10 protein-coding genes are annotated in these 16,434 nt (G+C 39.1%); all 10 read left to right on the forward strand.

Annotation, left to right across the window (positions count from 1 at the left end):
* Positions 1–7: 7 nt before the first annotated feature.
* Positions 8–2,014, forward strand: a complete 2,007-nt coding sequence (locus BV60_RS0119995; RefSeq protein ID WP_029324613.1) for an alpha-glucuronidase family glycosyl hydrolase — start codon at positions 8–10, stop codon at positions 2,012–2,014.
* Between the two features lie 20 nt (positions 2,015–2,034).
* Complete coding sequence (locus tag BV60_RS0120000) at positions 2,035–4,218, forward strand: glycoside hydrolase family 3 C-terminal domain-containing protein (protein ID WP_035778060.1); 2,184 nt, start codon at positions 2,035–2,037, stop codon at positions 4,216–4,218.
* A 161-nt stretch (positions 4,219–4,379) separates the two neighbouring features.
* On the forward strand, positions 4,380–5,738 hold the full coding sequence (locus BV60_RS0120005; RefSeq protein WP_051656931.1) for a glycoside hydrolase family 5 protein: 1,359 nt from the start codon (positions 4,380–4,382) through the stop codon (positions 5,736–5,738).
* Between the two features lie 155 nt (positions 5,739–5,893).
* Positions 5,894–6,586 (forward strand): L,D-transpeptidase, encoded by a 693-nt coding sequence (locus BV60_RS0120010; RefSeq protein ID WP_029324618.1) that lies wholly within the window; start codon positions 5,894–5,896, stop codon positions 6,584–6,586.
* Between the two features lie 228 nt (positions 6,587–6,814).
* On the forward strand, positions 6,815–8,773 hold the full coding sequence (locus BV60_RS0120015) for a glycoside hydrolase family 31 protein (RefSeq protein ID WP_029324620.1): 1,959 nt from the start codon (positions 6,815–6,817) through the stop codon (positions 8,771–8,773).
* Positions 8,774–8,829: 56 nt separating this feature from the next.
* Positions 8,830–10,668, forward strand: coding sequence for an alpha-amylase family protein (locus BV60_RS0120020; RefSeq protein WP_029324621.1), 1,839 nt, complete (start codon positions 8,830–8,832; stop codon positions 10,666–10,668).
* Positions 10,669–10,826: 158 nt separating this feature from the next.
* Positions 10,827–11,708, forward strand: a complete 882-nt coding sequence (locus BV60_RS0120025; protein WP_029324623.1) for a cation transporter — start codon at positions 10,827–10,829, stop codon at positions 11,706–11,708.
* 21 nt (positions 11,709–11,729) lie between these two features.
* Positions 11,730–13,541 (forward strand): carboxylesterase/lipase family protein, encoded by a 1,812-nt coding sequence (locus BV60_RS0120030; protein WP_029324625.1) that lies wholly within the window; start codon positions 11,730–11,732, stop codon positions 13,539–13,541.
* Between the two features lie 102 nt (positions 13,542–13,643).
* Entirely contained in the window at positions 13,644–15,197 is a 1,554-nt protein-coding gene (locus BV60_RS0120035; protein ID WP_029324627.1) for a sodium/proline symporter, read from the forward strand.
* A gap of 66 nt (positions 15,198–15,263) precedes the next feature.
* The gene (locus BV60_RS0120040; RefSeq protein WP_029324628.1) at positions 15,264–16,292 is read left to right on the forward strand and encodes an SDR family oxidoreductase; all 1,029 of its coding nucleotides are present in this window, start codon (positions 15,264–15,266) and stop codon (positions 16,290–16,292) included.
* Positions 16,293–16,434: the final 142 nt, after the last annotated feature.

Here is a 16,434-nt window from a genome sequence, read left to right on the forward strand (position 1 = left end):
GAACACGATGAATAACAAAACATGGAGCAAATTGTGGCTCGATTATGAAAATAAAAAATGCTGTAAAGAAGCAGAAAAAGGATTTGTAATTAGAATAGATGGCTTTTTAGCAGAGAACAGAGTAATAAAGAGTTTGAAAAAAGAGCTCTCTGAAGCTATTACAAAGCTTTACGGATGTGAGTGCTTATTTGATACTGACACAACAGAAAATAATGATGAAAAAAATATTATTATAACAAAAAAAGACGGCATACCGTTCGAAGGTTATCGTATAAAAGCTGAAAATAACAAAATGACTTTGGAAGCTTCCGATGAAAATGGTGCATTATACGGTGTTTTTCATATAGTCAGAAGCATTATGAGAGGAATAGCGTTTAATGCTATAGAAGCTGATGAAGCTCCTTCAAATCCTTTAAGAATGATGAATCATTGGGACAACATGGATGGAAGCATTGAGCGTGGATATTCAGGCAGATCATTCTTTTTTGAAAATGACAGTTTCTATATCGGAGACAGAACCCATGATTATGCCAGAATGATGGCAAGTATCGGAATAAATGGAATTGTAATAAATAATGTTAATGTAAAAAATGCTGCGACAGATCTTATTACTGAAAGATATTTTGATAAGGTCAGGGAATTATCGGAACTGTTTGCCGATTATGGAATAAAGCTGTTTTTATCACTGAACTTTGCATCACCGATTGAGCTTGGAGGGCTTAAAGTCTGCGATCCAATCGATGATGAAGTAATAAAATGGTGGGATAAGAAGTTTGCCGAGGTATATGAGAATGTTCCTCTTCTTGGTGGTTTTCTTGTAAAAGCTGATTCGGAGGGGAGACCCGGTCCATTCACCTATGGTAGAAATCAGGCAGACGGCGCAAATATGCTTGCAAAGTCAATAGCTCCTTATGGTGGAATCATTATCTGGAGATGTTTTGTATATAATTGTACCCAGGATTGGAGAGACTATAAAACTGATAGAGCAAGAGCAGGATATGATTATTTCAAAGGGCTGGACGGAGAATTCCTTGATAATGTTATTCTTCAGATTAAAAACGGCCCCATGGATTTTCAGATAAGAGAACCTGTTTCTCCACTTCTTGGTGGACTTACCAAGACAAATCAGATGCTTGAGGTTCAGATAGCGCAGGAATACACAGGACATCAGATAGATTTGTGCTACCTTATGCCAATGTTTAAGGAAGTTTTGGATTTCCATACTCATTGTAAAAAAGATAGCGACACAATTGCTGATATTGTGAGCGGCAGGGCTTTTGGAAATAAAAATGCAGGTATGGCAGCTGTAATTAATACAGGTGATGATACAAACTGGACAGGCAATTATCTTGCTGCAGCAAATCTCTATGGTTTTGGACGGCTTGCATATAATACAGAGCTTACATCTGATGAGATTGCGAGAGAATGGGTACAGATATCTTTCAATATGAATAAGGATGGCCAAGACAAACTTGTTTCAATGCTCTTAAGATCAAGAGAAATATATGAAAAGTATACCAGTCCACTAGGCATTGGATGGATGGTTACTCCTCATGATCATTACGGGCCGAGTGTAGACGGTTATGAATATTCAAGATGGGGAACTTATCATAGAGCTGATCATTTGGGCCTTGGAGTAGATCGTACTGATAAAGGAACGGGATATGCACAGCAGTATTATCCTGAAAATGCTGATTTATACAATGATCCTGATACGTGTCCTGAGGAATTGCTACTATTTTTCCATCATATTGCATATGACAGGAAACTTAAGGATGGAAGAACACTTATACAGTACATTTATGATAGCCATTTTGAAGGTGAAACAGAAGCAGAGGAGCTTTTTGATATCTGGAAAAGTCTTGAATCACAGGTATCACCGGAGATATATGCTTTAGTTTGCCATAGATTTGAGATGCAGATTGCTAATGCAAAAGAATGGCGTGACCAGGTTAATTCATATTTCTTTAGAAAGAGTGGAATCCCTGACGAGAAGGGTAGAGAAATTTTTTAAGTTTGATGAAAGGTATAAACATGAACAGAGAAGAAGCCAGAAAAAGGGCAAAAGAACTTGTTGGCAAGATGACTGTGGAGGAGAAGGCTTCACAGCTTAAATTTGATGCCCCTGCTATTGATAGGCTCGGAATACCCGCATACAACTGGTGGAATGAGGCCTTGCATGGTGTTGCACGTGCAGGTACTGCGACAATGTTTCCACAGGCCATAGGTCTTGCGGCTGCTTTCGATGATGAGCTTATGGAGTGCATCGGAGAAATAATTGCTGTTGAGGGACGGGCAAAGTATAACGAACAAAGTAAACGAGAAGACAGAGATATTTATAAAGGGATTACTTTCTGGGCTCCTAATGTTAATATTTTTCGTGACCCAAGATGGGGCAGGGGGCATGAAACATATGGCGAAGATCCATATCTCACAAGTCGTATGGCAGTTCCTTTTATAAAAGGAATTCAGGGGAATGGTGAGTATATGAAAGCTGCAGCTTGTGCAAAGCATTTTGCGGTACATTCCGGTCCCGAGGGAGAAAGACATTTCTTCAATGCAAAAGCATCCAAAAAAGACCTCGAAGAGACGTATCTTCCTGCATTCGAAGCATGTGTAAAGGAAGCTGACGTAGAAGCTGTAATGGGTGCGTATAACAGAACGAATGATGAACCATGCTGTGCAAATGAGCCGCTTATGAATGGTTATCTCAGAGGAAAATGGGGCTTTAAGGGACATTATGTATCAGATTGCTGGGCAGTAAAAGATTTCCATGAAAATCATCATGTCACGGGAGCACCGGAGGAATCAGTAAAACTTGCACTTGAAATGGGCTGCGACGTAAACTGTGGATGTACATATCAGAAGATAATGAATGCATATCGTGCAGGAATGATAGATGAAAGCGTACTTACAACTTCATGCGTTAGACTCTTTACAACACGATTCCTTCTTGGAATGTTTGATAGGACTGAATATGACAAGATACCGTATACGGTTGTTGAATGCAAGGAACACCTTGCTGTTGCACACAAAGCGGCTGCTGAAAGTATTGTCCTTTTGAAAAATGACGGCATGTTACCCTTAAAGAAAGAAACTATAAAGACCATTGGTGTAATAGGACCAAATGCGGATTCAAGATCTGCACTTGTAGGTAATTACCATGGAACATCATCAAGATATATAACAGTACTTGAGGCTATTCAGGATTACCTGGGAGATGATGTAAGAGTGATGTATTCTGAGGGATGTGACCTCTGGAAGGACAATATCAGTGGGCTTGCTGATCCAAACAAACCGGACAGAATGTCAGAAGCGCTGACCGTTGCGGAGTATTCTGATGTTGTTATATTAGTAGTCGGACTTGATGAAACTCTTGAAGGAGAAGAGGGTGATACAGGCAATCAGTTTGCTTCAGGTGACAAAATTGACCTTCAGCTTCCTCTTCCTCAGAGACAGCTTATGCATCAGGTTCTTGAAACCGGCAAGCCGGTGGTTGTAATTAACATGTCAGGAAGTGCTATAGATCTTGCTGAGGCTGATTCAAAAGCAGGTGCGGTTCTGCAGACATGGTATCCCGGTGCGAGAGGCGGAGAAGAGGTGGCAAAGGTTCTATTTGGTGAAATATCTCCTTCTGGAAAGCTACCGGTAACTTTCTATAAGTCTTCAAAAGACCTGCCGGATTTCAAGGATTATTCCATGAAAAACCGTACATACAGATATTTTGAAGGAGAAGTACTTTACCCCTTCGGTTACGGGCTTACTTATGGCGACTGTTTTGTAAAGGATATGAGCATTCAGGAAGTATCAGGCCCTGAGTATGGCTATAAGGGAAGAAATGAAGCCGAAAAGATCGTGGATTCATTTGAAAAGGCTAACGGAAATGCGTTTGGTGGAATTGATGTGAAGATGACGGTTGCAAATGACGGTAAAGCAGCTACAGATGATGTGGTACAGCTTTATATCAAAGATACCGGATTTGAGGGTGCTATTACAAATCCATGCCTGTGTGGTTTCAAACGTATACATCTTGAAGCAGGAGAGCAGAAGGAAATCACAATACACGTTGCATCAAGAGCGTTCACGTCCGTAGATGAGGATGGAAACAGAAAAATTTTCTCAGATACATTTGAATTATATGCAGGCACATCCCAGCCTGATAAAGGTTCAGAGAAACTTACCGGCCACAAATGCATATTACAGAAAATTACACTTTAAAACTTGTGTGATAAAAACATAATTGGATAGTAATTACAGGGGCTCTGCAAGTGCAGGGTCCCTTCGTTTGTATATTTAAGCAGTGATGCTGTGACAAAGTAGTTTTTTATTGCATAAATACTGAAATATTGATACTTTATGATGTAGGAGGAACAACTATTATGAAGAAAAAGCTTATATCTATAATAATGGCAGTTACATTTGTGGTGGCTGCCGGTTGTGGAAATGCACAGACAGAAACGCAAAACACCGCTGATGCGACAGTTAAGGAGGCTACAGAGAATACAGAAGAGGATATAATAGAAGAAGCTTCTGAAAGCGCTGAGGAGAATAAAGCCAAAAGTACTGATGAGAATTTGCAGGATGATAAAACAGAAAATAATGTGGAAAATTCAGCAGAAACAGACGAAATCGAATCATCAGATAGTTCTGAAGATGCAGAGGCAGAGGCTGAAGAAACCACTGATGAATCAGAGGAGGGTAAAATGGCAGAAGAGGGACATAACACCAGGGCATGGCAGATAGTCAGCCAGATGACGATTGGTTGGAATCTGGGAAATACTTTGGATGCGCATGACGATGGCATCAAAATATCAGATCCGCCATCAAAGCAGGAAACCTGCTGGGGGAATCCTGAGACAACTCAGGAAATAATTGATGCAGTATTGGATATGGGATTTAACACAATCAGAATACCGATTACCTGGAAAGCACATATCGATGAAAACAACAAAATAGATGAAGCCTGGATGGCTCGCGTTCAGGAGGTTGTGGATTATGCTTATGGAAGAGGTGCGTATGTAATAATAAACGTACATCATGAGGATTGGAACTATCCTTATTATGATAACCAGGACAAAGCATCTGAAAAGCTTTCTGCAATCTGGACTCAGGTTGCCGATAGATTTAAGGATTATGATACCCATCTTATTTTCGAATTGCAGAATGAACCAAGAAAAGTCGGAACAGATCTTGAATGGAACGGTGGAGATAAGGAAGGAAGAGATGTTGTAAATGCCGTAAATATGGCGGGTTATGAGGCAATAAGAGCAGCTGATGGAAATAACAAGGATAGACTCATAATGTTCCCGGGGTATGCAGCAAGCTCACAGTCAAACTGTCTTCTTGCTATACAGCTTCCCGAGGATGATGATTGCGTGGCTGTTTCTGTACATGCGTATACACCATATGAATTTGCATTAAACATAAAAGGAAGATCCACATATGATAATGATCATGGTGACCTTGACAGACTGTTAAGCGATATCAAAAGATTCTTCTTCTTTAAAAATGTTCCTGTAATTATAGGTGAATACGGAGCGTTAAATAAAGATAATGAATCCGAACGTGTTGAATGGGTACAATATTATTTGAAAAAAGCAAGGGAGATGGAGATTCCCTGTGTCTGGTGGGACAATGGACAGTTTAACGGTGATGGTGAAAACTTCGGCATCATTGACAGAAGAACTTTGGAACTGCCCTATCCTGAGCTCATAAAGGCTATGCAGGAATTTAAATAAAGAAAATAAGCGTTGATAATATAATAATATGTAAAAATATTAAGTAAATATCAGCATTCTATTAAAAAAGAATTAAAACGGTTTTTGTGCAAAACAATGTGATAAAATACATTTATTCACACAATATCGTCTTTCTAAATGAGGGGGAAGAAAGTATGCGAGGATTGAAGAATGGTTTATCTGTTGCGTTATTGGCGATCATGATTTTTGCGACGGCTCGTGTAAATGCTAAAGCAGATGGGTTTGATGCAAATTTTTATGCAAAAAAATATCCTGATGTAGTGGCAGCTGTCGGAAGCGATGCAGAAGCTCTTTACAATCATTATGTAAATTTCGGGATAAAAGAAGGAAGATCTCAGAATCAGCAGGAAGATTCAGCAAAATATCAGGCAATGCTTGATGGGCAGACAGCTCCTCCCACGCAGCAGACCGCAGCTCCGGCTGCAAATCAACCGGTAAGCGGATTACCTTACAACACATATGTGGATATAGATATTACATCGCAGTCCATGACATATTATGAAAACGGACAGGTAAAGCTTCAATCAGCTGTTGTTACCGGCAATCCTAACAGGGGAAATGGGACACCTACAGGTACATTTGCTATCAATTCCCATGTACCTGGGAAACGCCTTGTAGGACCAACCTGGAATGTCTGGGTGGATACATGGATGCAGTTTACACCTAATCCATGTCATATCGGTCTGCATGATGCCAATTGGAGAAGCTCATTTGGTGGAGATATTTATCAGTCAAACGGATCACACGGATGCGTAAATCTTCCACATGATACAGCAGTAGCTCTTTTTAATATGGTTGGAATAGGTACTCCTGTAGTAGTACACTGAGCATTACTGAAAATGTGTAGTAGCGGACAAAATGTATTATGTGCATTTTGTTCGCTTTTTAATTTGAGTAGAGTACTTAGCGAGGTTTTTTACGAGCTTAGTACGGACCATACAAGTTCACTTGACGAAGTTTTTTTGAGTATAGTGAAGTTTGTTTAAATAAACTATAATTATGTGTATACATTAAATGTTCCGGCTAGAAGATTTTTAACTTACAAGGAGAAAGAGATGATAACTCGTTATACTATCGGAAATCCTATTGAAACAGAATCAGTAATTACTGATATTCCTTTGGATAAAGGGGATATTCCATTTTGGACGCGAAAAGACGACGAAAAGAGTCTTAGCATATCACTTGCGGAAGATGCAAGAGTATTTGGGCTTGGAGAGACGATTAGAGGAATTAACAAAAGAGGATGGGTTTATGATTCAAACTGCACAGATGATCCTGTACATTCAGAGGATAAACATTCTTTATATGCAGCACAGAACTTTTTTATAATTAGTTCAAGTGAACAAACATTTGGAACATATATAGATACTCCCGGAAAAGTCCGTTTTGATATTGGGTATACTGAGATGGACAGGTTTGCTATAAGATTTGAGGATTTTGATGCAGATATCTATATTATTCAGGCACCCGGGATGGTGGATATAGTGAAGGAATTTCGCAAAATAATCGGGAAAAGCTATATTCCTCCTAAGTGGGCATTCGGATTTGGCCAAAGCAGATGGAGCTATATGACTGCGGACGAGGTTAGAGAAGTTGCTGACAAATATGAAGAGGCAGGGATTCCTATCGATAGCATATATCTTGATATCGATTACATGGAAAGATTCAAGGATTTTACAATAAATGCAGAGGCATTTCCAAACTTTGAGGAATTCGTTTCTGAGATGAAAAACAGAGATATTCATTTGGTACCTATAATCGATGCCGGCGTAAAGATTGAAGACGGATATGATGTTTACGAGGAAGGCGTCGAAAAAGATTATTTTTGTAAAAAAGAAGACGGTGAAAGACTCGTTGCGGCTGTATGGCCGGGTAGAGTACATTTTCCTGATTTTCTGGATGAAAATGCAAGAAAATGGTTCGGAGAAAAGTATAAGATTCTGATTGATAAAGGAATAGATGGCTTTTGGAATGATATGAATGAGCCTGCTATCTTTTATACAGAAGATCATTTATCCGAAGTATTTGAAAAGATAGATGACTATAAAGGAAAAAATCTGGATATACATGATTTCTTTGACTTTAAGGATTTAACAGGCAGCATCAGTAACAATGCTGAAGATTACAAGCGCTTTTATCATAACTATCACGGTAAAAAAATACGACATGATAAAGTACATAACATATTTGGCTACAACATGACACGTGCTGCGGGAGAGGCTTTTGACAGATTATGCCCGGACAGAAGAATACTTATGTTCTCAAGATCATCATATATCGGAATGCACAGATACGGAGGTGTATGGTGTGGAGATAATATGTCCTGGTGGAGTCATTTGTTGTTAAACATTCAGCAGATGCCGGCTCTGAATATGTGCGGATTCTTATATTGCGGAGCAGATATAGGTGGCTTTGGAGCAGATACTACAGAGGACCTGATGATGCGCTGGACAGAGTTTGGAATATTTACACCGTTATTCAGAAATCATTCTGCGCTGGGTACTAGAAGACAGGAGTTATACAGATTTAAAAATATTCCGGCTTTTAAAAAAATGATCGAGTTAAGATATGCGCTTATTCCTTATCTGTATTCGGAATTTATGAAGGCTGCTCAGGAAAATGACATGCTGTTTAAACCGTTGTCATTTGAATATCCTACTGATAAGGACGCCTTTGAAGTGGAAGATCAGCTTCTTGTAGGTGAGAGCATAATGATTGCCCCGATATATAAGCAGAATGCGAGAGGAAGATATGTTTACCTTCCGGAAGACATGAAAATGCTGAGATTCAGAGCTTATAATGATTACGATGAAGACAACATGACAGTAGGACATCATTACATCAAAACATCATTGGAAGAAGTGTTGGTATTTGTCAGAAAAGGACATGTACTTCCTATGGCAGAACCTGCGGTAAGAGCTATGAAGGTAGATGATACAAATCTAAATTATATTACCTTTGACACTACACCTGATACTTACAGGTTATACAAAGACGATGGTGTTTCAAGGTAACAGACGAAACGTTCTTTTAATGAAAAAAGTCAGCAAAACTGACGGATGAGGGAAATATGGCTAAGAAAAAGGAATCAATATTTGATAAAAGACTTTCAAATTACTATGACGAGCTTAAATGGTTGTATGGAGAGTTGTATCATGGTGATGAACAGGCCTTTGGATATTTTGTATCAATGCTAAGGCACTTTTATGATACAAGAGATGACAGTCTGAAAGAATGGGATAAGAAAAAGGAAGAGAATCCGGGATGGTTTACAGGCTGTAATATGCTCGGAATGCTCATGTATACAGGCTGTTTCGGAGGAACTCTTCAGGGTGTAAGGAGCCATCTGGATTATGTGCAATCCGTAGGCGTAAATTACATTCACCTTATGCCGCTTCTGGAGAGTCCGAAGGATAGGAGTGACGGTGGCTATGCCGTAGCGGATTTCAGAAAGGTTCAACCGGAATTAGGTACAATGGATGACCTCTATGAACTGGCACAGGATCTTCATAGCAGGGATATGAGTCTTTGCCTTGACTTTGTCATGAATCATACAAGTGAAGATCACGAGTGGGCCAGACGTGCCAGAAGAGGAGAGAAGGAATTTCAGGATAGATATTTCTTCTATGATGATTGGAATGAACCAAATGATTATGAGGAGACAGTGCCTCAGGTATTTCCACAGACCGCACCGGGAAATTTCATTTGGTGCAACGAAGCGGGAAAAGTAGTTATGACTACTTTTTATCCATATCAGTGGGATTTGAATTACAGAAATCCAACAGTTTTCAATGATATGACTGCAAATATGCTGTTTTTGTGTAATCAGGGCGTTGACATCATTCGTCTTGATGCAGTTCCCTATATTTGGAAAACTCTTGGTACGAGTTGCAGAAATCTGCCACAAGTTCATACACTTGTCAGAATAATGAGAATTGCAGCTCAAATAGTATGTCCGGGAACTCTCTTATTAGGCGAGGTAGTTATGGAACCCTCCAAGGTGGTTCCGTATTTTGGGACTGTCGAAAAACCGGAATGTCACATGCTTTATAACGTTACAACTATGGCGAGTACATGGCATACTGTTGCTACGAAGGATGTAAGACTTTTAAAACATCAATTGGGAATACTTTTCTCTCTTCCCAAGCAATATATATTCCTTAATTACCTCAGATGTCATGATGATATAGGCTGGGGACTTGATTATGAATTTTTAAGAAGATTTAGTGTGGAACAGGTATCTCACAAGCGTTTTCTGAATGATACGTTGAGAGGTGCTCTGCCGGGATCGTCCCACAGAGGAGAACTGTACAATGATGATCCAAAGCTTGGAGATGCGAGACTTTGCGGGACTACAGCATCACTCTGCGGAATCGAGGCTGCGGAGTATGAGATGGATGAGAGGAAGCTTTCCTGGGCAATTAAGCTGGATATTATGCTGCATGCCTTTTTATTCACGCAAAGTGGTATCCCGGTTCTTTACAGTGGTGATGAAATCGGTCAGCTAAATGACTATACATACCATGAGAATCCTATCAAATGGTCAGATAGCAGATACTTACACAGAGGCAATTTCGATTGGGATAGCGCAAAGCAACGCAGAAAAAAGGGAACAAGGCAGAAACAGATATTTGATGGCATCAGGAAACTGGCTTCTATCAGGGCTAAACATCGTGTATTTGACAGTGCGGCAGATACCTGGATTGTAGAAACCTGGAATGACCATGTACTTGGAATTGGCAGATATTACAATGGAGAAAAACTTATTGCGCTGTTTAACTTTGGCGACTATGAAGAAATGGCATGGATTAATGAAGAGGGGAATTATAAAAACCTAATTACAGGAAAAAAATGCGAGGCTAAGGATATTTTGGTTCCTGCTCATGATTTTATCTGGCTTTGCTATTGATATTTTGGTAATTCGAAATATGTTGACGCAGAGACAGATATATGGTTCATTTTTTTTGATGCTACTAAATTGCAACCAATTTAAACGTGTGCTGATGTGAGATAAAACATAACGGAGCGGAATACGATTTCGAGTGATATTTTGAGAAAGGTATCAGCATGGATAAAAAAGGATATACAGAGGAGCGAAAACTGGCTTTATTGTTTGTGCTATGGCGTATGCCGGACTTTATTACTTCATTTCTTGCTGCACTTGCAAGTGGTTATATGATAATCTGGATGGAATTTGTGGAAAGCGCCAGCATTATTATTCCCGGTATAGTTCTGCTCATCCTTTCCGGTAAGCTGGAAAAAAACCTGAAATACCAATTTAACTATGGTACCGGGAAAATTGAGGCAATAGCTGCTTTGTGCTGTGAAACCTTCGATATTGCAGGACTTTTTTGTATTGTGATTTTTTCTGTAAGAGAACTGATCAGGCAGGGAAATGGGGAACATTTCATTCTTGCAGCTCTGGCATTCAAAGTGATTGGCCTTATTATTGACAGCTTCTTGCTTACAAAGCAGAAGAATTTGGTAGAAAGTGTCCATAGCAGAATGTTTCATTCAGCCTATGTTGGTGCAAAAAAGGAGTTTGTTTTTGATGTAGTTGCATCGCTGGCACTGATTTTTAGCTATGTTTTCAGAGAAAGTAGTTGGATAAAATATTTTTCCCCAATACTATGTCTGGTTTTTGTAGTGCCCATCTTTGTGGAATGCTTTCATCATCTTAAGGATGCTATTTATGAACTGATTGACATGACTCTGGATGAAGAAACACAGCTTAAACTATTGAAAGTACTTTCAATGTATTATGAAGATTATGAACAGCTTATTGCAGTCAGAAGCAGACAAAATGGCAGGTTTATGAATGTTGATCTGGAATTGTTGTTTGATGAAGATAAGAGTTATAAGGAAATAAGAGCATCGGCTAACAATATAGCGAATGGAATAGAACGTGAAATTGGAAATTGCAAAGTAAATATTATAATAAATAAATGATGTATTGAAGGGTATTGAATTATGGGAATACTTTTTATAGTGATAGCAGCAATTTATATTGTTCTGCTTGAGCTTTCAAAAAATCAGCTTATAGGCTGGGCTGTTGGGATTGCTTTATTCGTTGGAGCTTATTTGGTAAGGCATATTTTAAAAAAACAGGAGAAATGGAGTGGAATTAAAACATTTATAATGTTTGTTATTCTGCTTGCAGGACTTGCTATAAATTATAAACTCACTGAACCACCTTACAGACAGATACCTGCAGTTTCCCATAGAAATCCTGAAGTGACTTCAATTGTTCATGTAGAGCAAGGGGATATCACCGGTGTTTATGATAAAGAACATACAGTTGAGATATATGCGGGAATACCATATGCAAAAGCCCCTGTAGGTGATTTGAGATGGAGAGAACCATCCGAACCGGATAAATGGGATGGAATCAGAAATTGTGATACTTATGCTCCCAAAGCTATGCAACCGACATCTTCCGTTTTGTATTCTTCACTGTCAGATATTCTTGGTACGCATGATTACAGTTTTTCATGGAATGACCAATTTAAAGAAGCTATGAGCGAGGATTGTTTGTATCTGAATATATATCGTCCTGCAGATTACAATGGAGAACCACTGCCGGTAGTTTTTTTTATCCATGGTGGATCACTGACAACCGGTAGTTCATTTTATACAAAATATCGTGGAGAAAGCTTTGCGAGAAAAGGTGTCATATTTGTAAATTTCGGTTATCGTTTGGGGATTTTTGGCTACATGGCAAATGATGAGCTTGCGGCTGAATCACCGAATAATACAACGGGAGATTATGGACTTCTTGATCAGATAGCAGCTCTTAAATGGGTTCATAACAATATTGAAGTTTTTGGCGGAGATCCCGGAAATATAACGATTGCAGGTGAATCAGCAGGTTCTTCATCTGTTAATGCAATTTGTGTGTCACCTCTTTCAGAGGGACTTTTTGTGAGAGCAATAGCTGAAAGTAGCAGTATAAATGCCGTTAAACCATATCATACCTTCAGAGAAATGGAGGAGGCCCTTGATGTGGGTAAAGAGATCATGAATGAGTTCTCTGCAAAATCAGTAGAAGATTTGCGTAAAATCGATGCAGAGAAGCTCATAAAGACCAATTCAGCAAATGACAGTATGTGCATAGATGGCTACGCAATCAAGGAACAGCCTTTTTTGACATATGAAAAAGGTGAAAATCATGAGCAGGCGCTGCTAAATGGTTCTAATTTAAAAGAAGCTGATGCATTTATCATGAGCAGAAAGGTTAATAGCGACAATTATGAAGAAGAACTTGAAGAGGTTCTTGGACCATATGCTGAAGAAGCAGTTAATCTTATAGCGCCCGGAAGTATTATAAGAGATCAGACATTTATTGTTGACGCTGGTGGAGATGCAAAGGGCAGTATGGCTTTTGTATACAGCGATGCGTGGTTTTCTTACAGTCATAATGTCTGGAGCAGATACATAGAGGCTCAGGACAAACCTGTTTATCAGTATTTCTTTACCAAAACAAATAACCATCTAAGCAATCATCATGCAGGTGAAATGATCTATGCATACGGTAATTTGGATTATTTTCCCGGCCTCTATGATGAAAAAGATTATGCACTTTCAGAGTTAATGCAGAAATATTGGACTAATTTTGCAAAGTATGGTGATCCGAATGGCATAGAAGTTGACCTTCCGGAGTGGCCGATGTGGAATTCCAATGAGGATAAGCTTCTTGAACTTAACGAAGAAATAAAGCTTATTGATAATCCATATCATGAACTTAATAAACTGATTGATAAATATCAGGAGGATTTTAGGTAAATTTAGGTTTTTCTATCTATGTGAAGTTTGTTCCCTTTATCCCTTTAATGTGGTAAAATCATAAAGTGAAAATCTAATTTGTATGAAAAAAGGGGAGGAAAAATGACAACTTCGCAGATAGGTATTATTATTTCAATTCTTGTTTATCTGGCAATGATGTTGCTGGTGGGATTTGTAAGTTCCAAAGACACCAATGATGTCAGTGATTTTTACCTTGGAGGTAGAAAACTTGGTCCATTTGTGACAGCTATGAGTGCAGAGGCATCGGATATGAGCTCATATTTGCTCATGGGATTGCCGGGACTTGCATATTTTTCAGGTATTGCAGATGCAGGCTGGACCGCTATAGGTTTGATTGTGGGAACATACCTGAACTGGTTATTAACTGCCAGAAGATTAAGAAATTACACGGAGAGACTTAATGCTATCACCATTCCGGATTATTTCAAAAAAAGATTCCGTGATAACAGCAATGTTATTCTTTGCCTCGGAGCAATATTTATTCTAGTATTCTTTATACCTTATACGGCATCGGGATTTTCTGCCTGTGGAAAACTGTTTTCATCACTTTTTGGTGTTAACTACCAGCTTGCGATGATTGTTTCCGCGGTTATTATAATCGGATACACAACAACCGGAGGATTTCTGGCGGCTTCAAAAACGGACTTTATCCAGTCTATAGTAATGACAGTTGCACTCTTTTTTGTAGTAGGCTACGGAATCGTATCAGCTGGAGGAATGACAGCTGTGATTGACAATGCTAAAAGTCTTTCGGGATTTCTTGCACTTAGTGCGACTCACAATAATGCGACAGGAGCAGGAGATTCTTACGGATTTTTCAATAAGATAACAATGTTTTGCTGGGGACTCGGATATTTCGGAATGCCACATATTCTGTTAAGATTTATGGCTGCGCGAAAAGCTTCAGACCTTAAACTTTCTAGAAGAATTGCATCTATATGGGTTGTTTTCTCCCTCTGCATAGCTGTTTTTCTTGGAGTAGTCGGAAGAGCAATGACAGAAGCGTCTGCGCTGGAATCTTTACTTGATCCTGAAAATATCGGTAGTTCATCCAAGGCAGAGACACTTATTGTAGTATTGGCACAGCAGATTAGTGAGCACAATTTCATTTTTGCACTTATTGCAGGTGTTGTAATAGCCGGTATTCTGGCATCAACAATGTCAACCGCAGATTCTCAGTTGATTGCAGCTTCATCAGCGGTTTCTGAGAATATAATCCAGGAAACCTTTGGTATTAACCTTAATGAGAGAGCTGCAATGCTCACAGCCCGAATTACACTTATAGTAGTTGCGATATTTGGTGTTGTGATTGCATGGAATCCAAACAGCTCGGTTTTCGGAATCGTATCCTTTGCATGGGCAGGATTTGGTGCAGTATTCGGACCGGCAATGATAATGTCTCTTTACTGGAATCGCACAAATAAGTATGGAATAATGGCTGGAATGATTTCAGGCGGATTGATGGTATTTATATGGAAATACCTGGTACGACCGATAGGTGGTGTATGGAATCTATATGAACTTGCACCTGCATTTCTTGTAGCAATAATAGTTATTGTTATTGTAAGCCTTTTAACTAAAGCTCCGGATCAGGAAATAATTGATGAGTTTGAACATGTTTCAAAAATGTCATAAAAAGTGTAAAATAATATTGCGCACATTCTAGTGTTGAGTCAGCTTATAGCATGGAGGGATTTCTGAATGAAGAAACGGGCATTATTTATAGGTGGAACAGGAACTATAAGTGCTTCAATAGTAAAAAGACTTGTTAATGAGCTTGATTGGGAGGTTTTTGTTCTCAATCGCGGTAATCGGACTGATGTACTTCCGAAGAGTGTAAAACAGATTATTGCGGATATAAATAATGAAGAAGAGGTTTTTGAAAAACTTGGAGATATCACTTTTGACTGCGTGTGCGAGTTTATTGGCTTTTGTGTATCGCAGGTTGAGCGCGATGTACGTCTTTTTAAGGGTAGAACGAAGCAGTATATTTTTACAAGCTCAGCATCTGCATATAATAAACCCGCAGCCAATTATGTTATAACAGAAGGTACATCACTGGCAAATCCCTATTGGGAGTATTCCAGAAATAAGATAGCATGTGAAGAATATCTTATGGAAAAATACCGTACAGAAGGTTTTCCGGTAACAATAGTGCGCCCCAGTCATACTTATGATGAGAGAAATGTTCCGGTAGGTGTGCATGGTAAAAATGGTTCCTACCAGGTTCTTAAGCGAATGATGGAAGGAAAACCGGTTATTATTCATGGTGATGGTTCTTCACTTTGGCATCTTACGTTTAATAGGGATTTTGCCATAGGATATACCGGACTCATGGGAAACAGACATGCCTACGGAGAGGCATTCCAGATTACCGGTGATGAGGTCCTTACCTGGGACCAGATATATCAGACAGCTGCGGATGCACTTGGGGTAGAACTTAAGGCATATCATGTCTCTTCAGAATTTTTAGGTGCTGTAGGGGAAAAATATGATTATGACTTTATTGGAAGCCTAATGGGAGATAAAGCAGTTTCTGTTGTTTTTGATAATAGCAAATTAAAGAGACTGGTTCCTGAGATGACTACGACAGTAAGATTTGATCAAGGCGTGCGTATTGCTGTTGATTATATTCTTTCTCATTCTGAATGTCAGAAAGAAGATCCGGAATTTGACATTTTTTGCGATAAAGTGATTTCTTCACTGGAGAATGCAAAGGCCAATATTTGATCAGGGGGCCGGATGACCGTTTTTTATATTGCAGAGCACAATATACATGACAACAAAACTCCTAAAATACATAAAAGACATCCACAGTTGGACAAATTGTACCGACCCCCAAAAGTTAGACCAATAATCTAACGATTGGAGG

The sequence above is a fragment of the Butyrivibrio sp. AE3004 genome, assembly GCF_000703165.1.
Lineage (GTDB): Bacteria > Bacillota > Clostridia > Lachnospirales > Lachnospiraceae > Butyrivibrio.

Bases quoted from the DNA above. Each gene is read 5' to 3' on its own strand.
- BV60_RS0120025 (WP_029324623.1), top strand. From the start codon at position 10,827: ATGGATAAAAAAGGATATACAGAGGAGCGAAAACTGGCTTTATTGTTT.
- BV60_RS0120040 (WP_029324628.1), top strand. From the start codon at position 15,264: ATGAAGAAACGGGCATTATTTATAGGTGGAACAGGAACTATAAGTGCT.
- BV60_RS0120035 (WP_029324627.1), top strand. From the start codon at position 13,644: ATGACAACTTCGCAGATAGGTATTATTATTTCAATTCTTGTTTATCTG.
- BV60_RS0119995 (WP_029324613.1), top strand. From the start codon at position 8: ATGAATAACAAAACATGGAGCAAATTGTGGCTCGATTATGAAAATAAA.
- BV60_RS0120020 (WP_029324621.1), top strand. From the start codon at position 8,830: ATGGCTAAGAAAAAGGAATCAATATTTGATAAAAGACTTTCAAATTAC.
- BV60_RS0120000 (WP_035778060.1), top strand. From the start codon at position 2,035: ATGAACAGAGAAGAAGCCAGAAAAAGGGCAAAAGAACTTGTTGGCAAG.
- BV60_RS0120015 (WP_029324620.1), top strand. From the start codon at position 6,815: ATGATAACTCGTTATACTATCGGAAATCCTATTGAAACAGAATCAGTA.
- BV60_RS0120010 (WP_029324618.1), top strand. From the start codon at position 5,894: ATGCGAGGATTGAAGAATGGTTTATCTGTTGCGTTATTGGCGATCATG.
- BV60_RS0120030 (WP_029324625.1), top strand. From the start codon at position 11,730: ATGGGAATACTTTTTATAGTGATAGCAGCAATTTATATTGTTCTGCTT.
- BV60_RS0120005 (WP_051656931.1), top strand. From the start codon at position 4,380: ATGAAGAAAAAGCTTATATCTATAATAATGGCAGTTACATTTGTGGTG.